The 22,321-nt window shown below is 36.4% G+C and carries 21 protein-coding genes; 17 read left to right on the plus strand and 4 right to left on the minus strand.

What is annotated here, in order from left to right:
• Positions 1–31 precede the first annotated feature (31 nt).
• A complete protein-coding gene (locus tag A5819_RS06290; RefSeq protein ID WP_086277650.1) occupies positions 32–463 on the plus strand; it encodes a hypothetical protein in 432 nt (143 codons plus the stop codon).
• Between the two features lie 173 nt (positions 464–636).
• Here the strand turns inward: A5819_RS06290 and A5819_RS06295 are convergent, their stop codons facing one another.
• Both A5819_RS06295 and A5819_RS06300 read right to left on the minus strand, forming a co-directional pair.
• Entirely contained in the window at positions 637–1,008 is a 372-nt protein-coding gene (locus A5819_RS06295; protein WP_086277651.1) for a PaaI family thioesterase, read from the minus strand.
• Positions 1,009–1,027: 19 nt separating this feature from the next.
• Positions 1,028–1,372, minus strand: coding sequence for a hypothetical protein (locus A5819_RS06300; protein ID WP_086277652.1), 345 nt, complete (start codon positions 1,370–1,372; stop codon positions 1,028–1,030).
• Between the two features lie 177 nt (positions 1,373–1,549).
• On the opposite strand from A5819_RS06300, the gene A5819_RS06305 reads away from it, so the two are divergent.
• The 8 genes from A5819_RS06305 to menC all read left to right on the plus strand — a co-directional run bounded on the left by A5819_RS06305 (position 1,550) and on the right by menC (position 11,833).
• Complete coding sequence (locus A5819_RS06305) at positions 1,550–1,933, plus strand: YccF domain-containing protein (RefSeq protein WP_086277653.1); 384 nt, start codon at positions 1,550–1,552, stop codon at positions 1,931–1,933.
• 316 nt (positions 1,934–2,249) lie between these two features.
• The gene (locus A5819_RS06310; protein ID WP_086353024.1) at positions 2,250–3,773 is read left to right on the plus strand and encodes a zinc ABC transporter substrate-binding protein AdcA; all 1,524 of its coding nucleotides are present in this window, start codon (positions 2,250–2,252) and stop codon (positions 3,771–3,773) included.
• Between the two features lie 717 nt (positions 3,774–4,490).
• Positions 4,491–5,306 (plus strand): 1,4-dihydroxy-2-naphthoyl-CoA synthase, encoded by an 816-nt coding sequence (gene menB, locus A5819_RS06315; RefSeq protein ID WP_086277655.1) that lies wholly within the window; start codon positions 4,491–4,493, stop codon positions 5,304–5,306.
• A 12-nt stretch (positions 5,307–5,318) separates the two neighbouring features.
• Positions 5,319–6,788 carry an o-succinylbenzoate--CoA ligase gene (locus tag A5819_RS06320; RefSeq protein ID WP_086277656.1) on the plus strand — a complete coding sequence of 490 codons (1,470 nt, stop codon included), beginning with the start codon at positions 5,319–5,321 and terminating at the stop codon, positions 6,786–6,788.
• The gene (locus A5819_RS06325; protein ID WP_086277657.1) at positions 6,785–8,167 is read left to right on the plus strand and encodes an isochorismate synthase MenF; all 1,383 of its coding nucleotides are present in this window, start codon (positions 6,785–6,787) and stop codon (positions 8,165–8,167) included. The genes A5819_RS06320 and A5819_RS06325 overlap by 4 nt, the downstream gene beginning before the upstream one ends.
• A complete protein-coding gene (gene menD / locus A5819_RS06330) occupies positions 8,151–9,875 on the plus strand; it encodes a 2-succinyl-5-enolpyruvyl-6-hydroxy-3-cyclohexene-1-carboxylic-acid synthase (RefSeq protein WP_086277658.1) in 1,725 nt (574 codons plus the stop codon). The genes A5819_RS06325 and menD overlap by 17 nt, the downstream gene beginning before the upstream one ends.
• Positions 9,872–10,702: a 2-succinyl-6-hydroxy-2,4-cyclohexadiene-1-carboxylate synthase gene (gene menH / locus A5819_RS06335; protein WP_086277659.1), complete on the plus strand. Its 831-nt coding sequence runs from the start codon at positions 9,872–9,874 to the stop codon at positions 10,700–10,702. The genes menD and menH overlap by 4 nt, the downstream gene beginning before the upstream one ends.
• Before the next feature lie 21 nt (positions 10,703–10,723).
• Positions 10,724–11,833 (plus strand): o-succinylbenzoate synthase, encoded by a 1,110-nt coding sequence (gene menC, locus A5819_RS06340; protein WP_086277661.1) that lies wholly within the window; start codon positions 10,724–10,726, stop codon positions 11,831–11,833.
• Between the two features lie 57 nt (positions 11,834–11,890).
• Here menC and A5819_RS06345 read toward each other — a convergent pair whose 3' ends face one another.
• Entirely contained in the window at positions 11,891–13,417 is a 1,527-nt protein-coding gene (locus A5819_RS06345) for an acyl-CoA synthetase (protein WP_086277663.1), read from the minus strand.
• A gap of 307 nt (positions 13,418–13,724) precedes the next feature.
• Between A5819_RS06345 and rpsF the strand changes: the two genes are divergently transcribed.
• From rpsF to dnaB, 6 genes are all read left to right on the plus strand, one after another.
• Positions 13,725–14,027: a 30S ribosomal protein S6 gene (gene rpsF, locus A5819_RS06350; RefSeq protein WP_010766612.1), complete on the plus strand. Its 303-nt coding sequence runs from the start codon at positions 13,725–13,727 to the stop codon at positions 14,025–14,027.
• A 48-nt stretch (positions 14,028–14,075) separates the two neighbouring features.
• On the plus strand, positions 14,076–14,627 hold the full coding sequence (ssb, locus tag A5819_RS06355; RefSeq protein WP_086277665.1) for a single-stranded DNA-binding protein: 552 nt from the start codon (positions 14,076–14,078) through the stop codon (positions 14,625–14,627).
• 25 nt (positions 14,628–14,652) lie between these two features.
• Positions 14,653–14,892, plus strand: coding sequence for a 30S ribosomal protein S18 (rpsR, locus tag A5819_RS06360; RefSeq protein WP_010762117.1), 240 nt, complete (start codon positions 14,653–14,655; stop codon positions 14,890–14,892).
• Between the two features lie 176 nt (positions 14,893–15,068).
• Positions 15,069–17,045, plus strand: a complete 1,977-nt coding sequence (locus tag A5819_RS06365; protein WP_086277668.1) for a DHH family phosphoesterase — start codon at positions 15,069–15,071, stop codon at positions 17,043–17,045.
• Positions 17,046–17,080: 35 nt separating this feature from the next.
• Complete coding sequence (gene rplI, locus A5819_RS06370; protein ID WP_069653499.1) at positions 17,081–17,533, plus strand: 50S ribosomal protein L9; 453 nt, start codon at positions 17,081–17,083, stop codon at positions 17,531–17,533.
• 141 nt (positions 17,534–17,674) lie between these two features.
• On the plus strand, positions 17,675–19,045 hold the full coding sequence (gene dnaB, locus A5819_RS06375) for a replicative DNA helicase (RefSeq protein WP_086277670.1): 1,371 nt from the start codon (positions 17,675–17,677) through the stop codon (positions 19,043–19,045).
• A 63-nt stretch (positions 19,046–19,108) separates the two neighbouring features.
• Here the strand turns inward: dnaB and A5819_RS06380 are convergent, their stop codons facing one another.
• The gene (locus A5819_RS06380) at positions 19,109–19,657 is read right to left on the minus strand and encodes a GNAT family N-acetyltransferase (RefSeq protein ID WP_086277672.1); all 549 of its coding nucleotides are present in this window, start codon (positions 19,655–19,657) and stop codon (positions 19,109–19,111) included.
• Between the two features lie 247 nt (positions 19,658–19,904).
• Between A5819_RS06380 and A5819_RS06385 the strand changes: the two genes are divergently transcribed.
• Positions 19,905–21,197 carry an adenylosuccinate synthase gene (locus A5819_RS06385; RefSeq protein WP_086277674.1) on the plus strand — a complete coding sequence of 431 codons (1,293 nt, stop codon included), beginning with the start codon at positions 19,905–19,907 and terminating at the stop codon, positions 21,195–21,197.
• 160 nt (positions 21,198–21,357) lie between these two features.
• Positions 21,358–22,224, plus strand: a complete 867-nt coding sequence (locus A5819_RS06390; RefSeq protein WP_086277677.1) for a DegV family protein — start codon at positions 21,358–21,360, stop codon at positions 22,222–22,224.
• Positions 22,225–22,321: the final 97 nt, after the last annotated feature.

Here is a 22,321-nt window from a genome sequence, read left to right on the forward strand (position 1 = left end):
AAAGAGTAATAAGAAGTGAGAGGTAAAAAGGATGACACAAGAAAAATTATTACTATCGAAAACTTTTTCAAAACAATTAAATATTGGAACGGCGTTATCTAACTTTATCGAAAATATACTAGAAATATTTGGTGGTAAGACAACCGTTTATGAGCGTAGACCGATTACCTTTTCAGAGTATCTTTATGTCGAAATGATCACTTTTTCAAATGGTTTTCAAATTAGAACTAGCTTAAAACGAAATCCAGAGACGTTTGAAATCGAAGCATTTGCTTACTCTGAACCAAACCATGTTTATTTAGCTAATCTAACCACAGAAGAATTAAATTTGATGCATTCACTTGTCAAAAAAGAAAGAGAAAAAATCTTGAATCAAAAATATTCAGAAGTGGATCAAAATGAGCTAGATGTGATGTCATCTTTATTTATGAAATTAAAAATCATAACTGGAGAAATTATGTAATTATAATAAAATAATATAAAAACAGAAGCATCTGGGGAAAAATATAATGTTGATTAGTCTTTCTCTAGAATTAACCTTGAATTTAATTGATGTAAAAAAAACTTTTTTTTGGAATGAGAATAAAAAAGCTGGTAAGTTAAAAATAGCTACACTATTTTAACTTACACGCTTTTTTATTTTTCCGTTCGTTTAAGCAAGGTACAACGACCAACGCTGATCAGATTTCCAGTTTCATTGAAAATTTTTCCTTCCCACACTTGCAAGGAACCGCCAATATGATTTGGTTGGGCTATGACTGTCAGAACGCCCTCCGCGACACTTTTTAGGTGATTGACTTGTAAATCAACGCCGACAGCATAAGCATTTTCTTCTGAAAACTGTTCATTAGCACCTAAACTACAGGCTGTTTCAATTAAGACACCGTTCATTCCGCCATGCAAAATTCCATAAGGCTGTTTATGAAAATCCGCTATTTTCATTGTTAGCACAACTTTTTCTTTAGATTGCTCAGTTGTTTCGATCGTTAAGTAGTCTAGTAAGTGCATAAAAGTCAGTCCTCTCTTGTTATTGTTCGATCGATTCTAGAAATTTGATGACGTTGTCTAAAGCTAATTCATGATAACCTAAAGAATCAAAGTAAAACACTTTTTCTTTAGGATAATTCTTGCAATCAAACTGTTTCTGTAGTCCTGGTACACAGATAATGGCATCAGCTTCTTGAGCAATCACATCAATATCGGCTATTGAATCATCTAAAGCGACTAGCCAAGGACTATTTTTTGTTTCAAGGGTTTTATTTAATTTAGTTACTAGTTTTTTTTGTTTAAACATCCCTAAAATTGAACCATTCGGTAGTTTACTTTTTCCGAGCATCGGCGTACTTTGGTACACTACAACAGCTTTATTCATAAAATCATCTCCTTTTATTGAAAGAATTACTCTTAATTATGATAGTAACCAAGTTATAGGATGATCACAAGTGATTTTGTATAGTTTAATAAATTTATGCTTAGAGAAAGTATCTATTTTCTGCTTTTATAGTATAATTTAATTTTATATCGTTAAGTAGAAATGGGAGGATTTAAGATGGGCTGTTTAGGAAATATTATTTGGTTTATTTTTGGCGGATTTTTTGGTGGGATAACGTGGCTTTTAGCGGGCATTCTTTGGTGTATTACAATCGTTGGAATTCCGATTGGCTTACAGTGTTTCAAGCTTGCAGGGTTAAGTTTTTGGCCATTTGGCAAAAGAGTTGTCTACAGCACAAGTACAGTTTCATTTTTAGTGAACATTCTTTGGCTAGTTTTCAGCGGATTTTGGTTAGCAGTAGGACATTGTGTCAGTGGAATTATTTTATGTGTAACGATTATTGGGATTCCATTTGGGATGCAGTCGTTTAAATTAGCTAAATTGGCGTTAATGCCGTTTGGAGCTCAAGTTGTGCCTACTAATAGTGTTTATATGGAGTAGTTTTCGAAAATGGAATGGACTGATATAAATCGGAGTAGTAGATTTTGTATCAGTCGTTTTACAAATAAAAGGCCAAGGAAGAAACGTAACGTTTTTTTCTTGGTCTTTTATGCATTCCTTGACAATGAGAAAAAAAATTGTTATATTTTCATTTGGACAAAGTGTAACGATTACGTTTTAGACGATCGAAATCGGAAAGGAGTAGCAAGATGAAGGCCTAAACAATTAAAAAGGTTAGCCAAATAAACCTTTTTAATAGTAGTAATTATTTTAAGATACGACGCATCATATAATAAAACGATTGAGGAGATCAGAAATGAAAAAGAAGTTAAGTCTTATTATCGCGATTGCAGGGCTATTTTTACTAGGTATTGTTTTCACCGCCTGTACCAAATCAAAAACTGAGACAAAAGAGAATAAAGAACAAAAACAATTAACGATTGTTACTTCATTTTATCCGATGTATGAATTTACTAGAAATATAGTTGGCGACGTTGGTGAGGTGACGTTAATGGTTCCAGCAGGAACAGAAGCACATGATTATGAACCTTCTGCAAAAGACATTGCCAAATTACAAGATGCAGATGCCTTTGTTTATAATAGTGAATACATGGAAACTTGGGTGCCTAAGATGGAAAAATCACTAAAGAATGTGACGAGCATTAAAGCAAGTGAAGGCATGGTTCTTTTACCTGGAAATGAAGACCACGACCATTCAGCAGAGGAGAGCCATGAAGGACATTCTCATGACTATGATCCTCATCTATGGTTGAGTCCATTTCGAGCAATCAAAGAAGTAGAAACAATCAGAGATGAATTGATTAACCATTTTCCAGAGCAAAAAACAACATTTACTAAAAATGCGGCCGATTATATCGAACAATTAACGGAGCTTAATGAGCAATACGAAGCAAAATTAGCGAATGCCAAACAAAAGAATTTTATCACCCAACATACAGCTTTTTCTTATCTGGCATTAGATTATAACCTAAAACAAATTCCAATCGCAGGAATTTCTCCTGATCAAGAACCACAGCCTTCTCGGATTGCAGAATTGAAAAAATTAGTTGAAGAAACAGGAATCAACTATATCTATTTTGAAGAAAACGCAAATGACCGAGTAGCGAAAACTTTAGCAAATGAGACGGGTGTAGAATTACTTGTATTAAATCCGTTAGAAGGACTTACCAATGAGGATATGAAAGCAGGCAAAACATATATTAGTGTGATGAAAGAGAATTTAGAGGCGTTGATAAAATCAACAGAAGTTACCCCGAAAAAAGAATTAACTGAAACTGCCGTAAACAAGACAGTTTCAAATGGATATTTTGATGATAAGGATGTTAAAGACCGTGAGCTTTCTGATTATGTAGGTGAGTGGCAATCGGTGTTTCCCTATTTAGAAGATGGCACATTTGATCAAGTATTTGATTATAAAGAAAAACTAACGAAAAAAATGACGGCAGAAGAATACAAAGCCTATTATCAAAAAGGATACCAAACAGACGTGGATCGAATTGATATTAGCAAAGATGCCATGACATTTATAGTAGGGGATAAAAAGTATTCATCGAAATACAAATACGCAGGCAAAGAAATCTTAAATTATAAAGCAGGAAATCGTGGCGTTCGCTATTTATTTGAAGCTACAGAAGACACGCCTTACAAATATGTTCAATTTTCAGATCATGGAATCGCACCGTCAAAAGCAGCACATTTCCATATTTATTTTGGCGATGAAAGTCAGCAAAAATTATTAGAAGAAATGGATAATTGGCCAACATATTATCCTGTTGATATGACTGGTTTTGAGATTGCGCAAGAGATGTTGGCACATTGATAGGATGTAAATAGTTAAGTATAAACATTTTTAATAGTAAAAAATTAAAATAGACATGTGATCAAAAAAGCGGCTTTCTGAAAGAATTGTTCTTTCAGAAAGCTGCTTTTTATTTATTCTATTTTATATTAGTTCAATAAAATTGATTCATTAAGTCTGTGTTTATGCTATTTTTGCTCCTTTCGTATCCGAATATTATAACAAAGGACTGTTGCAATACTTACAGTGATTAAAGCAGAAAATAACTAGATAATTATTGAGCTGTATGCTGGAATTCCCCAAAAATAGCAAATGCATAAGAGACTATTTTGACTTGAAAAAAGCTATGGATGACTCCGCCTACAGCTCTAGCGATAATAATGTAAATAAATGTTTTGCGATATGGAACGATTAGACCATATATAATAGGTTCTGTAATACCACTAATTTCAAACTAAAAGAACATTGCCTTTGGAGAAATACTTAGTATTTTTCGAGAAAGGTTTTCTATTTTCGTAAAAAATCTTATTTGCTTTTATCATTCTCTAAACCGTCTATCATTCTAAAATATCCATATTTGTGTATAATAGAAGCATTGAAAACTAATTTAGCTGTGTAAGCTAACTCCCAAGGGAAAAGAAAAAAATTGAGTGAGACAAAAAACTCAGTCATACGTTCCTATTTTCAGTCAGAGCTAAGCGGCTTGTTCCGCTTTTAAAATTATAAGGAGGTTTCCTCATGAGAAACTGGACAACGATCAAAGAATACGATGAAATTTTATTTGAACAAGAAGGTAAAGTAGCAAAAATCACGATTAATCGTCCTCAGGTGCATAATGCCTTCACACCAAAAACGGTTATGGAAATGATCGATGCTTTTAATATTAGCCGTGATAAACAAGATGTTGGTGTGATTATTTTGACAGGTGCAGGCGACAAAGCGTTTTGTTCCGGTGGAGATCAAAAAGTCCGAGGACATGGTGGCTATGTAGGAGAAGATAGTGTTCCTCGTTTAAATGTACTAGATTTACAACGCTTGATTCGAGTAATTCCAAAACCTGTTATCGCAATGGTCAAAGGCTATTCGATCGGTGGGGGAAATGTCCTTCAACTGGTTTGTGATTTAACGATTGCAGCAGATAATGCTAAATTCGGTCAAACTGGGCCAAATGTAGGTAGTTTTGACGGCGGTTATGGTTCTGGTTATTTAGCTCGTGTAGTGGGTCATAAAAAAGCCAAAGAAGTTTGGTTCCTATGTAAACAATATTCAGCTGAAGAAGCATTGGATATGGGGTGGATCAATACGGTTGTCCCATTAGCGGAAATTGAAGATGTTACGATGGAATGGGCAGAAGAAATGTTGAAGAAAAGCCCTCTCGCATTACGTATGATCAAAGCTTCTTTAAATGCTGATACCGATGGACTAGCTGGAATTCAGCAATTAGCAGGGGATGCAACGTTGCTTTATTACACAATGGATGAAGCAAAAGAAGGCCGTGATTCATTTAAAGAAAAACGTGACCCAGATTTCGATCAATTTCCTAAATTTCCATAAAGGGTGAAAATCATGAGTAGTTGGCTGCAAAAACAAGTAAATGAACGACCCGATCAGCCTGCTTTTTATTGGCAGGATGAAACATGGTCATTTGCTGAAGTTGGGCAGGAAGTCAAACAGTGGGCAGATACATTTTCTATGAAAATTCCCAGTAAAGAAAAACGAATCGGTCTATTTAGCCGTAATTCAAAAGAAATGTATTTTTCAATTCTTGCTCTGTGGGCGTTAGGAAAAGAATTGGTTTTGCTAAATACACAATTAAGCATACAAGAACTTCGTTATCAATTGACGGATGCTAAGGTAAATCAGGTAGTGGTTGCTACGGAAAGTTTGTCCTTTTTTGCTAAATTAGATTTTTTAACTGTAACTGAAATGATACAGCCTGAAACTAACCTTTTATCAACAAGTGAAACCACTCCTGCCTACAATCTTGATGCAACAGCTTCGATCATGTACACATCAGGTACTACAGGGAATCCCAAAGGTGTTGTGCAGTGTTTTAGTAATCATTTGTCTAGCGCTTTAGCAACGCAAGAAAACATGAAAATCACAGAAGCAGATTGTTGGCTATGTCCAGTCCCCTTATTTCATATCAGTGGGCTGTCGATCATCATTCGTCAATTAGTATTAGGCTGCAGTTTACGTTTATATAGTAAATTTGAGGCAAAAGCAGTGACGGAAGATCTAGCTGATGGTCAGGGAACGGTGATTTCGGTCGTGGCGGTCATGTTGCGGGAGTTGCTAGAACATTATCCTAAGAACGGCTACAGATCAACTTTTAAAGCGATGTTGCTTGGAGGCGGCCCGATTTCACCTAAAGCATTGGAAAAATGCGAAAGTTATGGTATTCCTGTGATTCAGTCATACGGAATGACTGAAACCTGTTCACAAGTCGTGGCTTTAAGCTTTGAAGATGCTGCGAAAAAAATTGGTTCAGCAGGTAAACCGTTGATGGGAATAGCGCTCAAGATTGTTGATACTAATGAAAAACAGCTAGAGCCTAACAACGTCGGTGAGATTCTATTAAAAGGGAAAAATGTCGTTCGTCACTATTTAAATGGTGAACAATGGCAAACCGTAAAATGGACGCCAGATGGCTGGTTCAAAACGGGGGATATGGGGTATCTGGATGAAGATGGCTATCTTTATCTGGTCAGTCGTTTAAGTGAGTTGATCATTTCAGGCGGTGAAAACATCTATCCTACAGAAATTGAACATGTTTTACAAGAATTTCCCGGAGTAAAAGAAGTTGCAGTCGTTGGCGAGCCCGATGAAAAATGGGATGCAGTTCCTGTAGCGTATATTGTTGGTGCACCAACGATTACAGCAGAAATGATAAACGCATTTGCAAAACAATATTTAGCAAAATATAAACTACCTAAACGGGTTTATTTATGCCACTCGCTACCAAAAACAGCTAGTGGGAAATTAGCGAAACACCGTTTAACAACAATAGAAAGGGAGGCTTTTTTAAACAAATGAGCATTCCTACAGAATTAGTACAAGCTTTTGAAAAAGGCTATCGACAATTTAGCTGGGTCAAAGAAATAAATGAAAACCAAGATTCTTTGCGTACTTCTTTTGAGAAGGGGCAAAAAAAATATAAAGGCGAACGTTTTTATTGGCAAACACCAGAAAAAAACTTTACGTTAGTTGGCTTCGGTAAAGCAAAAGAACTGACGGATGATCAGGCATCTTTTGAAAAAGTCGATGCATTTATTTTAGAGGAAAAAGCAAAAATTTATCAAAACAACTTTATCACGGGAACAGGTGCTATTTTGTTTGGTGGTTTTGCTTTTGATAGCAAACCAATTGAGCAAAATGATTGGGGGCGCATGGAGCAAGGGCTATTTTATTTGCCAACCTTTTTACTGACAGAAACCGATGGGAAACAGTACCTTACAATGAATTTCAGTGCTGAAACTGAAGATGCATTACAGCAAAAGTGGCAACAACTTACAGAAGAGTTTGCAAGCGTTATGGAAACTGAGAAAGTTGCGAAAAAAGAACCTGCACAAATCAAAGCAGAAGAAATTGCGGTCTCAGAGTGGATGACGGTCGTTGATGATACTGTAGCGAAATTGCGAGAAGCAGGTCCGTTAAAAAAAGTTGTTTTAGCCAGACGGATGGAAGTGAAGAGTAATCAACCCTTTCAAGCAGAGGTTATTTTACAAAATCTCCAACAACAGCAAACCAATACGTATTTTTTTGTTTTAGAATCAGATGAACAAATCTTTGTTGGTGCTACACCGGAACGCTTATTAAAAGCTTCTAAAGAAACCTTTTCAACGGCTAGTATCGCAGGTTCTGTTTCACGTGGAACAACCGAAACTGAAGATGACTCACTAGGTCATTATTTGCTAAATGATTTGAAAAATAAGCAAGAGCACAAAATTGTTGTCGACAGAATTATCAAAGAATTAGAACAGATGACAGGGACTTCGATTCAAGCTACAACGCCGCAACTATTAAAGAATCGTGATATTCAGCATTTGTACTTACCGATCGAAGGAAAGCGGAAAAAAGCTTATCGATTCTTGAAGGGAGTTCAGCAGCTACATCCAACACCAGCATTAGGCGGAGAACCAAAAGAATTAGCTATAGCGTGGCTTAAGGAGCATGAACAGTTGGATAGAGGATTATATGGTGCTCCAATCGGCTGGGTTGCGATTAAAGAAGATATTGGCGAATTTGCCGTAGGGATTCGTTCAGCAGTGTTTACGGGGGCGATTGGTTATTTATATGCAGGTTGCGGGGTCGTTAAAGATTCTCAAGCAGAACAAGAACGAATCGAGACAAAAATCAAATTTCAACCGATGTTAAGAGGAATAGGCGGGGAAGATCGTGACAAATCAAAGTGATATGACAAATTATTTACAAACCTTTGTTGAAGGAATGATCAGTAGTGGTGTAGAACAAGCTGTGATAAGTCCAGGTTCACGTTCCACACCACTTGCTTTATTATTGCATCGACAAGGACAAATCGAAACGTTTACCGAAGTGGATGAGCGATCAGCAGCTTTCTTTGCATTAGGGTTAAGCAAGGCAAGTAGTAAGCCGGTTGTTTTATTATGTACTTCAGGAACCGCTGCGGCAAATTACTATCCAGCAATTTGTGAAGCCTATGCTAGTCATATTCCGTTGATCGTTTTGACTACAGATCGGCCACATGAATTACGTCAAGTTGGTGCGCCGCAAGCAATGGACCAATTTCACTTGTTTCAAGGCCATGTCAAAGAGTTTATCGAAATGGCTATCCCAGAAGGCACGAAAATAATGTTGGATTATGCTTATTGGCAAGGAATGCGAGCGACAGATACAGCATGTCAAATCCCTAAAGGTCCTATTCATTTGAATTTTCCATTACGAGAACCGTTATTACCCAATTTAGATCGATCATTGATCGCTGAAAAAACAACTGCCATTTTGGCAGGTAAAAAGCAACTGTCAAAAGAACAGATAATAAACTGTGTTGATGCTTGGCAAGGGAAGCAAGGCATTTTAGTGGTCGGGGGCAATCATACATCAGAAGAAGCTGAAGTATTTATTCAATTAGCCGAAACCTTAAACTGGCCAATCATTAGCGATCCGTTGGCAAATATCACAGCATGCGGCAAAAACAGTCCATTAATCATGAGATGTGCGGATCTTTTTATCCAAGAAGTTGAAATGATCCAATATCCAGAAGTAGTCGTTCGCTTTGGAATGTTACCTATTTCCAAAAATACAATGTTTTGGCTACAATCACTTGAGGATAAGACTACAATGTATTTTGTTGATGAAACAGGTGAGTGGCAAGACCAATTAAAACAAACACAAGTTGCGATCCAAGCCGAAGAACAAACTTTTATTGAAGCAATCATTAATAAAGTTGAAACAAAAACCGTGGACTCATGGAGTAATCAATGGATGACTTGGCAAGAAATAACAGAACAGCAATTAAATGAACTTAGCGAAATGAAAACATTAAACGAAACATCGGCAAGTCTGCTTGTCCATAAGAAAATGGCAGATAACGGTCAGTTGTTTGTTTCTAATAGTAATGCAATTCGCTTTCTAGATCGGTTTTCAACAGCTGAATCAAATCATTATCAGTTATTTGGAAATCGTGGGATCAATGGTATTGATGGGATTGTCTCAACTGCTTTGGGGATGTGTGCAATAAATCCAGAGCGTCAGAATGTATTGTTGATTGGTGATTTGGCGATGTATCATGATATGAACGGGTTATTATTGGCTAAACGTTATAACTTACCATTGACGATTATTTTACTGAACAATAATGGCGGCGGTATTTTTTCTTTTCTTTCACAACGTCAGTTAGCAGTGGAGGATTTTGAACCAATTTTCGGGACACCGATCGATTTAGATTTTTCTTTAGTTGCACAATTGTATGACGCAAACTATGTTAAAGCTGAAAGTTTAGAACAGTTGGCGGTATTGTTGGAAAAAACACAAAAACAGCCTGCATTTCAAATTATTGAAGTTGTTGGTGAGCGTCAAGAAAACGTTCAACTCTACGAAAAAGTAATGATGAGATTAAAAGAAAAGCTAAGGGAAAAAGGATGAATGCAACGATAAATGGCGTAAACTATTATTATGAGTGGTTTTCAGAGTACAAAGCGAAACGACCAACAGTGGTTTGCTTTCATGGATTTACTGGTACTAGCCAGACCTTTGCGCCTGTTTTTCTAAAAGAAAGAGAGCTCAATATTTTAGCGATTGATTTGATCGGACATGGAAAAACCGACTGTTATGTCCATCCATATCGCTATCAGATGGATTGCTTGTGTCAAGATATTGCCATATTGACTGAGCAGCTAGGTATTTTCAAGTTTTCGTTATTAGGCTATTCAATGGGTGCTAGAGCTGCTTTAGGATTCGCCTACTTATTTCCTCAAAAGATTCAGCAACTGATCTTAGAAAGCGGATCTCCAGGTTTAAAGGGGAAAACAGAGCGAATACTGCGCAAATATTCTGATGAACATTTAGCTGGTTTTATTATGAGTCACTCTATCGAAGCTTTTGTTGAGAAATGGGAAAAACTACCTCTTTTTGCTAGCCAAAAAAAATTATCAATCCAAGTTCAGGAAGCTGTACGACAAGAACGTTTGGCGCAACGAAATTTTGGACTTGCCTGTAGTTTGTGGTTTATGGGGACCGGAGTTCAGCCAGACTTTTGGCCAGAGCTAGATAAGTTAAAAGTACCAACTTTGTTAATAGTTGGTGAATTAGATCATAAATTTCAACAGATTGCTTCAAAAATGAAAGAAAGACAGCCCGCTTTTTTGATTGAAATTGTTAGTAACACAGGTCACTGCATTCATTTAGAAAAACCACAGACGTTTGAGAAAATCGTTATATCATTTGTCACTAGCTCATCAGAAGACAGCTAACAACTTAAGGAGGACATATAATTGAAAATTCATCGAGTTGACTGTTATCGTGTTCGGCTACCGCTAAGGATTCCCTTTGAAACAAGTTATGGTCTTTTAGCAGAGAAAGCTTTTGATCTTGTGTTAGTGACCGATGAACTGGGGAATCAAGGAATTGGCGAACTGGTTCCATTTGAGCAGCCCGATTACATAGAAGAGACAATTGACACAGCTCGTATCATACTTCAAAAACATTTAATTCCTTTACTGGATAATGTAGACATCCAACATCCTAAAGAAGTAGCACTGCTTTTTAACGAAGTAAAAGGAAACTACATGGCTAAATCTAGCCTTGAAACAGCAATTTGGGATTTATATGCTAAACGAAATGGAAAAAGCTTAAAAGAGTATTTTACTGATACTAGAGCACAAATTCCTGTAGGTGTCAGCGTCGGTATCCAGACGGATTTGACTAAATTATTGGATCAAATTACTAAGTATGTAGGACTAGGATACCAACGAATTAAATTAAAGATACGTCCTGGTTATGATTTAAAACCAATTGATGCTATTCGGAACAAATTCCCTGACTTACCATTGATGGTTGATGCTAATTCAGCCTATGCCATTTCAGATATCTCACATTTGAAGCAATTAGATGCATATGATCTAGCTATGATCGAACAACCTTTTGCAGCGAATGACTTTTTAGACCATGCGCAGTTGCAAAAAGAACTAAAAACGGATATCTGCTTGGATGAAAATATTCGAACACTTAAAGATTGTGAATTGGCCTTTTCTTTGGGAAGTTGTCGGAGTATAAACTTGAAAATTCCTAGAGTTGGTGGACTCACAGAAGCGATGAAAATCGTTGAATTTTGCAAAGAAAAAGAATTACTAGTCTGGCTAGGCGGAATGTTTGAGTCTGGTGTGGGTAGAGCGCTGAATTTACAGTTTGCCTCTCAAAAATTATTTACTTTTCCGGGAGATATTTCGGCTTCTAATCGCTATTATTACGAAGATATTATTACGGAACCATTTGAGATTCGAAAAGGGGAAATCAAGGTGCCTGATGGATTAGGAATTGGTGTTTTATTAGCCCAAGAAACGTTATTGAAATATGGAACTTACAACTCCTTATTTGTAAAATAAAAAGAATCACAAACTAATTCTTTTGCTTAGTTTGTGATTCTTTTTTATGCTAGACTTTTAATTTTCTTTCAGTGCTTTTTCAATTTGCAATCGTTGGACTTTCATCGTTGCTGTACGAGGAATTTCATCCCAATCCATAATAATCGGTTTGTTCAAGTGAGGTAAATCAGTCACTTGTTCCCACCAAGCATCCCAGTCCATTCCTTGTTTTGGATCAACGGCTAAGATTGGTTGAGGAGAGTTATCCTTCGCTCGAACAATGATCACTTCTTGAAGAAAATCAAGAGCATCTAATAAATGATCCTCAATCGCCAAATTACTATCGATCTTATCAATCAAATCGACTTGACGGTCTTTAAGGAATAAATGTCCATTTTCATCCATAAAGCCATAATCACCACTATCCCACCAAGGACCAAAAACAGTTGCTTGGAAGCGGTCATCTTCTTTAAAATAAGTTAGCGCACGTCCTTTAGACAAGAACTGGATATGTCCATCAGTCATAGCTGGTAAAACGTTACCTTTCTTATCCGCAATTCGTGCTTCAGTTAAACCTTCTAAACCAACCCCCATATCACGAGCGTCAGATAGTTTAAGTGATTCTAAAGTATGAGCTTTTAAGATCATTGGACCACATTCACTTTGACCATAAACTTGAAGGAAAATTGGGTCATTTTTTTCTGAAGCTTTTAAGAAGCTCGCCATCGTGGCATTATTAATAGCATCAAAAGTAGAATGATAATAACGAACGCTTGTAAAGGCTTCTGGCTGTCTTTTGGCTAGCGATGTCCACTGAACAAAATTATTAGGATGAGTTTCTAGAGCGATTGGTTGATATTTTAAGAGCATTTCTGCTACGGAGTCACTATTCGATATCGATAATGGCATCATCGGGAAACCCATAGCCATCAAAGAAGAAATCCCAATATTGAAACGAGAGTGAACAGGCGAAATATGAAATCCAACCAGTTTTTTCTCAGCGATTTTTGTAAAGATTGTTTTTTGCCATTTTGTACGCCACCCCATAGAATTAGCAGAGTGACAGATTAGTTTAGGAATACCAGTTGTACCAGAGGTATGTGTCATGTAAGCAATCATATCTTTAGGTAATTCTACTTGAGGGACTTCATTAGCGGGTGCTTGTAAAAGGTTTGCCACTGAAATTTGTTTTTTGGGTGAACTATTTTTTACTTTTGCGATTTTTGATGCCGTTTCTTCATCAAATAGGATAAATGGATTTTCCAAACGATCAACAAATACTTCAATTGTTTCAGCTGGGAAATGATAAGAAATCATCGCTGGAACAGCACCTAAATAAGAAGCGGCAACTGCTAACAGATACGTATCGAATTTTGAGCTTTTGAAAATGATGATTTTATCTTCAGCCTTTACGCCTAAACTAGCCAATTGATAAGCGCGGTTTAAGATCGCTTCATGACTTAATTGATAAGTGTAATTCGTTCCAAGTTCAGGAAAAGCTGGTAGAGGTTCATCATGAATAATGGCTGTTTCAGGGTTATTACGTGTTGCCTCAAGATAATTCGTGTACAGGTTGAGCGGTTGGTATTCTAACAATTGATTCAATGTAACAGCATCCTTTCAAACTACTTTAGATTATTTGTGTAATTTCGAACAAGGATAGTATACCACGAAAAATAAATAACCTAAATCATAAGTAAAAAAGTAAAAAAAGCTGATTTACACGTATATTAATAGTAAGACCTGAGAGAAAAATGATTGTCAAAAAAAATGATCAAAAATTGCGAAGAATACTTGATTTTATCAGCTTTTAGCTGTATAATGAAACATTGTGAGTAGTCTATATATTTTAGATAACTCTCCTTGCTCTTAGCAAACTAAGAGCCTAAAGTCCATAGGGAGGTGAAAATCAATGAGTCAAGTTACGAATTATGAAGTTATGTACATTATTCGTCCGAACATTGATGAAGAAGCAAAAACTGCTTTAGTAGAACGTTTCGACACGATCTTAAAAGATAACGGAGCTGAAGTTATCGAATCAAAAGATTGGGAAAAACGCCGCTTGGCATATGAAATGAACGGATTCCGTGAAGGCATCTATCATATCGTTAAAGTATCTTCTCCATCAACTGCAGGAGCAATCAATGAATTTGATCGTCTTGCTAAAATCAATGACGATATTATCCGTCACATGATTATCAAGGAAGAAGTTTAATCAAAATGTTTCACGTGAAACATTGGGTTGACGAAAGGAGATGTTTAAATGATTAACAACGTTGTATTAGTTGGAAGACTAACAAAAGATCCAGATTTACGATATACCTCTAGTGGTTCTGCAGTTGCGACATTTACTTTAGCGGTAAACCGTAACTTTACGAATGCGAATGGAAATCGTGAAGCAGATTTTATTAACTGTGTGATTTGGCGTAAACCTGCTGAAACAATGGCAAACTATGCGCGTAAAGGTACATTATTAGGCGTAACTGGTCGTATTCAAACTAGAAATTATGAGAATCAACAAGGTCAACGTGTATACGTAACTGAAGTTGTTTGTGAGAATTTCCAGTTGTTAGAGTCTCGTTCTGCTTCAGAACAAAGACAAACAACAGAAGGATCAGATTCGGCACCAAGTTATAATGCTGGTGGCGGAAGTAGTTTCCAACCACAGAACAATAATTTTTCAGGACAAAACAATTTTAATCAATCATCCTCTCAGTCTAACAATAACGGTATGCCTGATTTCGATAGAGATTCTGATCCATTTGGTGGAACAGGCTCGACTATTGACATTTCAGATGATGATTTACCATTCTAAACGAATTTGATAGGAGGGAATAAGAATGGCACAACAAAGAAGAGGCGGACGTAAACGTCGTAAAGTCGATTATATCGCTGCTAACCATATTGAATATATTGATTATAAAGATATCGAATTATTAAAAAAATTCATTTCTGAACGTGGAAAAATTTTGCCACGTCGTGTAACAGGTACTGGCGCTAAGAACCAACGCAAATTAACAATTGCAATCAAACGTGCACGTATCATGGGCTTATTACCATTTGTTGGTGAAGAGCAATAATATAGAATTACTTAGAGATCAAAGGACTAGTTAGTTCTTTGATCTTTTTTTAGTTTAAATGTAAATAACTGTGAGTGTGGATTTTGAATGTTTCACGTGAAACATTTAGTAACTCGCAGAAATCACTTTTTTATGCTAAAATAGCTTTATCTGCAGAACATGGAGGAGTCCTTATAATGAAAAAAAATGGAATGAAACGGATTTTGGGTTCTGTATTCGTTCTCTTTTTATTAGAAGTAATGTTGCTTTTCTTCTTATCTAATAAATACATGATTATAGCTGGTTTATTAATACTCAATCTCGTATTGATCAATCGGATTTTCTACTTAATCAAAAAAATTGAAATATCTAATACAGAAAAAATCAGAGAAGCAAGTACGATTGCAGAAAAGTCATTAGATTATGCTTTTAATGAAGTGTCTGTTGGGATTATAAATTACGATCCAGACACAAAAGAAGCAAAGTGGTTAAACCCGTTCGCGGAAGATATTTTTCATAAAGATGGGCAAACACTTATCAGCTCAGAATTAATACAAACCTATGTATCACGAGCTGAAAAAGGTAAAGATATATTTAAAGTTGGTGATTATGTATATCGTTTTAATATTGATACAAATCAAAATACGATAACCTTTAAGGATATTACAGAAGAGAGTAATTTGTATCAAGAAAAATTGGAGATGCAGACAGCTATTGGAATTGTATCAGTTGATAACTATGATGATATTACAGATAGTATGGACGAAAAAGAAATCTCTTACTTGAATAGTTTTATTACGACAATGGTTTCTGACTGGATGGATGAATATCAAGTTTTTTATAAAAGACTGAATGCGGAACGTTATTTCTTTATTGCGCAGTTAGAAGATATCAAAAAAATGATGGACACTAAATTTCAAATTTTAGATAAGATCAGAAAAGAATCAAGTACAAGAGAGATAGCAATTACATTAAGTATGGGCATCTCATATGGTGGTGAAACATTAAGTCAAACAGGAAATACCGCCCAAACAAACTTGGATACAGCATTAGTTAGAGGTGGCGACCAAGTCGTAGTTAAAGAAGCGAAAGATAATGCTAAACCAATTTTTTATGGTGGTAGAACAGCTTCCGTCGCAAAGAGAACACGAGTTCGTTCTAGAGCAATGAGTACAGCAATTCAAGGGATTTTGGCAGAGTCATCCGATGTTTATATCATGGGACATCGCTTTCCTGACATGGATGCGATCGGTTCAGCTTTTGGTATGGCACGACTAGCTAAATTTCATCATAAGGAAGCTTGGGTCGTACTAGATAAAAATGAAAGTATTCCTGATGTTGACCGAGTAATGGCTGAACTGGAAAAATATCCTGAGCTGGCGAAGCAAATCATTACACCAAAGGAAGCAATGAAACGAAAAACAGATAGCAGTCTATTGATTATGGTTGACTACCATAAACCGTCACTTTCGATCTCGCAAGAGCTATATGAACAGTTTGATAAAGTCGTAATTATCGATCACCATCGTCGTGGGGATGAATTTCCTGCTAAACCATTGCTGGCTTACATTGAATCATCTGCGTCATCTGCTTCAGAGTTAGTAACTGAATTGATCGAATACCAAAGTAACGCTCAAAGAAGTTTGGATAAGCTTGAAGCAACCTTATTATTAGCGGGAATCGTTGTGGATACAAAAAGTTTTAGTGTCCGGACAACGGCACGCACCTTTGATGTGGCCAGTTATTTAAGAACTTGTGGAGCAGATTCATCTTTAGTACAATATTTATTAAGCTCAGATTTAACTAGTTATTTGGAAATGAACAGTTTGATTGCTCAAAGTGAATATGTTACACCTGACACAGTCATTGTAACTGGCAGCGAAGAGAAGGAATATGATAGTGTGACTGCAGCGAAAACGGCAGATACATTATTATCGATGGTGGGCATCAACGCGGCTTTTGTAATAACAAAAAGAACGGATAAGCAAATTGGGATCAGCGCACGAAGTAACGGGTCGATCAACGTCCAACTGATTATGGAAAATTTAGGCGGAGGTGGTCATTTTACGAATGCTGCGGTACAATTAACAAATGTAACAGTGACTGAGGTAAAAGAGCAGCTACTGAAAGTGATTCAACAAAATATAGATGTAATGTATGATCCAGCTCCATAAACTTCTATGCTTTAAAAATAAGGAGGAATAATAGTATGAAAGTTATTTTTTTACAAGACGTTAAAGGTAAAGGGAAAAAAGGAGAAGTCAAAGAAGTACCAACAGGTTACGCTCAAAACTTTCTAATCAAAAATGGTTACGCTCAAGAAGCCAATAAAGGGAGTATCAGTGCTTTAGCTGGACAAAAGAAAGCACAAGATAAACATGAAGCAGAAATTTTAGCAGAAGCCAAAAAAATGCAAGAATTTCTAGAAAAAGAAGAAACTGTTGTAGAGCTTAAAGCGAAGGCTGGAGAGGATGGACGTCTCTTTGGGTCTATTCCTTCAAAACAAATCGCAGAAGCCTTAAACAAGCAATATAAGGTCAAATTAGACAAACGTAAGCTAGAACTATCTCAACCGATTCGTTCGCTAGGCTTTACAAAAGTTCCAGTTAAATTACATCATGAAGTAACGGCAACGATCAAAGTTCATGTTGTAGAAGAATAATGAATAAAAAACAGAGGCTAACCTCTGTTTTTTACTTATTCCCAATCAAAAATGAAACGATAATGTCATTGTACATTTCGCTTGTTTCTTGTTAAAATAGAAAGACTGAAAAGCGTAATTTTAGCTATAGGAGAGAAAAAAATGAATGAAGTATGGCAAGATCGAGTACCGCCCCAAAGTATGGAAGCAGAGCAGGCCGTTTTAGGGTCGGTTTTTTTAGATGCTGAGGTTATTATCGATGCTTTAGAATACATAGAACCAAAAGATTTTTATCGCCGTAATCATCAATTGATTTTTCAAACTATGCTGACCTTGAATGATCGAAATGAAGCGATTGATGTCATTACGATCAAAGATCGTTTGGAACAGGAAAATTTATTAGAAGATGTTGGTGGTTTAAGCTATTTATCAGATTTAGCGTTGGCTGTACCAACGGCTGCTAATATTGTGTACTATGCGAAAATCGTCGAACAAAAATCATTGCTTCGCAATCTGATTCAAACTGCTACAGAGATTGTTACGAAAGGGTTTGAACAGGGAGAAGATGTTGAGACTATTCTGGATGATGCAGAACGTAGCATCTTAGAAGTTTCAGAAAAAAGAAATAGAAGCGGCTTTTTGTCGATTGCAGATGTCTTGAACACCTCAATCGCCAACATTGACCAACTGTATCAAAACGATGAAGACATTACTGGATTACCAACAGGTTATCCAGCCTTAGATAAAATGACAGCTGGACTACAAGCAGAAGAATTAATCATTTTAGCTGCTCGTCCAGCCGTAGGGAAAACAGCCTTTGCCTTGAATATTGCGCAAAATATCGGGACTAAAACAGACCGTTCTGTTGCTATTTTCAGTTTGGAAATGGGGGCGGAATCGTTAGTTAACCGGATGCTTTGTGCGGAAGGTTCGATTGAAGCGGGACACTTACGAACTGGTCAGTTATCAGAAGAAGAGTGGCAACATCTGATCATTGCAATGGGAAGCTTATCTAGAGCACAAATCTATATCGATGACACACCTGGTATTAAAATTACCGAAATTCGCGCGAAATGTCGTAAACTAGCACAAGAACGTGGCAATCTTGGTTTGATTTTGATTGATTACCTGCAGCTGATTGAAGGAACGGGTCGTGAAAGCCGCCAACAAGAAGTATCAGAAATTTCTCGTCAATTGAAGAAGCTAGCAAAGGAATTAAAAGTTCCTGTTATCGCCTTATCTCAATTATCTCGTGGTGTGGAACAACGTCAGGATAAACGTCCTGTGTTAAGTGATATTCGTGAGTCTGGATCGATCGAGCAAGATGCGGATATCGTAGCTTTTCTTTATCGCGATGATTACTATGATCGTGGGGAAGAAGGCGAGGATGGTGCTCGTGAAGAGCCAGAAATCGACAATGTGATCGAAGTGATTATCGAGAAAAACCGGAGTGGTGCTCGAGGAACTGTCGAACTGTTATTTATTAAAGAATTTAATAAGTTCGCTTCACTATCACCGAGAGAAGAATTCTAAGTATGAATAGATAGAAAGATAGCCTAGGTAAGTGTTTACTGACAACTTACCCGGGCTATCTTTTTAATTGAAATCGGCCTTTAAAAGAGAATATTTATTTAAATCTCTAAACTCATTATACATAATAACTTCTGCCTTATCCGTTCCAACAAAAGAGAAACCACTTTTAAGGGCAACCGTATTACTTGCTTTATTTTCAGTATCAGCTCGGATACTTAATTTATTTAACCCCATATCCTCAAACCCAATTGCACAAACCTTTTTAACTACTTTTGTCATAATACCTTTATTGGTTTGAGATGAATGAATCCAGTAACCAAGTTCAGCCTTTTTATTAGCAGCGTCAATAAAATGTAAATCAATACAGCCGATCATTTTCTGATCAAACGCAATAATAAATAAGCGGTCAGTCCCCTTGACATAGCCTTCCAATTTCATCTTGATATAGTGCTCCTGTGGTTCAAAAGAGGTTGAAGAATCCACAAAATCAAGGAATCTCCTCAAATGATCCCGATCTGAATCAACCACTTCAAAAAGATCCTGAGCCATCTCGAGAGTTGGCTGGACTAAATAAAGAGATTCGTCAATCTCCAAACAAAAAGAATGTTTCATATACCGAATGTACCTCCTATTTAAGTTTATAACATATTGTTTATGATTATAACAAAATGAAATTTCTTTACAAGGAAATAACCAAATTTTCGTTTTTTTATCTGATATAAAATCATTTGAAGATTAATGTTCGTGTTTTGCTTTGTTTTTTAATTTTCTAAAAAACAATATTCGATTTTTCCTTGAAAGCGTTCTGTTTTATTGGTACAATGAATCAGGACAAAATAATTTAGAACGAGGTGTTCGAATGTCATCAGTTGTAGTAGTCGGGACGCAGTGGGGCGATGAAGGAAAAGGAAAGATCACAGATTTCTTAAGTGAGAATGCTGAGGTCATCGCACGTTATCAAGGCGGAGATAATGCAGGTCATACCATTAAATTTGATGGTGTTACTTATAAACTACATTTGATTCCTTCAGGTATCTTTTACAAAGATAAAATCAGTGTGATCGGAAATGGCGTTGTCGTTAATCCGAAATCATTAGTAAAAGAACTGGCATATTTAAAAGATAATAATGTAACCACAGATAATTTACGTATCTCAGACCGTGCTCATGTCATTTTACCTTATCACATCCAATTGGATCAATTGCAAGAAGATGCTAAAGGCGACAATAAAATCGGTACAACGATCAAAGGGATCGGTCCTGCATACATGGATAAAGCAGCTCGTGTAGGGATTCGTGTGGCAGATTTATTAGATAAAGAAATCTTTGAAGAACGTCTAAAAATCAATTTAGAAGAAAAAAATCGTCAATTCGTCAAAATGTTTGATAGCGAACCTATCGCCTTTGAAGACATTTTTGAAGAATATTATGAATATGGTCAACAAATCAAACAATACGTAACAGACACTTCTGTTATTTTAAATGATGCATTAGATGCTGGAAAACGTGTTTTATTTGAAGGTGCTCAAGGCGTTATGTTGGATATTGACCAGGGAACGTATCCATTTGTGACATCATCAAATCCAGTTGCTGGAGGCGTGACGATCGGTAGTGGTGTTGGTCCTTCAAAGATCAATAAAGTCGTTGGTGTATGTAAAGCTTACACTTCACGTGTTGGTGACGGACCATTCCCGACAGAATTGTTTGATGAAACAGGAGAAACAATTCGTAAAGTTGGGAAAGAATATGGGACTACAACGGGCCGTCCTCGTCGTGTGGGTTGGTTTGATACTGTTGTGATGCGTCACTCTAAACGCGTATCAGGAATCACGAATTTATCATTGAATTCGATTGATGTGCTAAGTGGTTTAGAAACAGTAAAAATCTGTACTGCCTATGAATTAGATGGAGAATTGATCTATCATTATCCAGCTAGCTTGAAGGAATTGAGCCGCTGTAAACCGGTTTATGAAGAGTTACCAGGTTGGTCAGATGATATCACTGGATGTAAAACATTAGCTGATCTACCTGCTAATGCAAGAAACTATGTACACCGTATTTCTGAATTAGTAGGTGTGCGTATTTCAACATTCTCAGTAGGTCCAGATCGTAATCAAACAAACGTATTAGAAAGCGTTTGGGCACAAATTTAAATTTGAAAAGCAAGCGAGAGACAAATTATCAAATGTCTCTCTTTTTTTTATTCATCTTTCTCCAAAATATGCCTTTCTTTAGTCTGATTCTACTCTAATAAAGCATGAGTAACAATCGATTATGTGTTAAAATAGAAAAATAGTTAGGGAGGACTTAAAAATGACATTTAAATTAATGACAGACTCATGTTGTGATTTACCATATACATATTTAGAAGCAAACGATGTTGATTTTATCAGTATGACGATTCAGTTAAATGGGAAAGAGTTAGTCGATGACTTGGGGAAGACATTTGATTATGACTGGTTTTTACAAGAAATTAAAATAGGCGGCATGCCGACAACTTCTCAGGTAAATGTAGGACGCTATATTGAATTTTTTAGACCCTTTGTAGAAAAGAAAACACCAATCTTGTATTTAGCTTTTTCTTCTGGATTAAGTGGTTCGTATCAAAGTGCGATGCAGGCTGTCGATATATTGAAAGAAGAGTACAATGACGCTGAAATTTACGTTATAGACACGAAAGCAGCTAGTTTAGGTGAAGGTTTGCTAGTCAGCGAAGCTATCCAATTAAAAGCAGATGGTCATTCTTTAGAGGATATCCTACTATGGTTATCGGAAAATAAAATGACCGTGCATTCGTGGGTCACAGTGGATGATTTAAAGCATCTGGAACGTGGTGGCAGAATCTCCAAAGCGGCAGCAGCGATTGGTGGTTTAATGAGCGTCAAGCCGATTATTGTGGTAGATAAACAAGGCAAGTTACAAAATGTTGGAAAAGTTCGAGGACGTAGTAAAGCCTTGAAAAAGCTAGCAGATGAAACGGTCAAAGAGATGATTGAACCATTGAAACAAACTGTATTTGTTGCTTATGCTGGTGACTTAAAAAGTGCAGAGAGAGTCAAGACCTTGATCGAAGAAAAAATTCAGGTCAAAGAAATTTGTTTGTATCCCTTAGGCCCGACAATTACTAGTCATACTGGAAATGGTTGTGTTGCAGTTTTTTCAAGAGGTGAAAAAAGATAAAAATAAAACACTTAGTGCATTCTTTGTGACGAAGTGTTTTTTTATAATTACTTATACTTTTATTTTGGATCAATAAAGCATATTATAGTACTATATA

Source organism: Enterococcus sp. 7E2_DIV0204 (genome assembly GCF_002140855.1).
GTDB classification, from domain to species: Bacteria; Bacillota; Bacilli; order Lactobacillales; family Enterococcaceae; genus Enterococcus_L; species Enterococcus_L lemimoniae.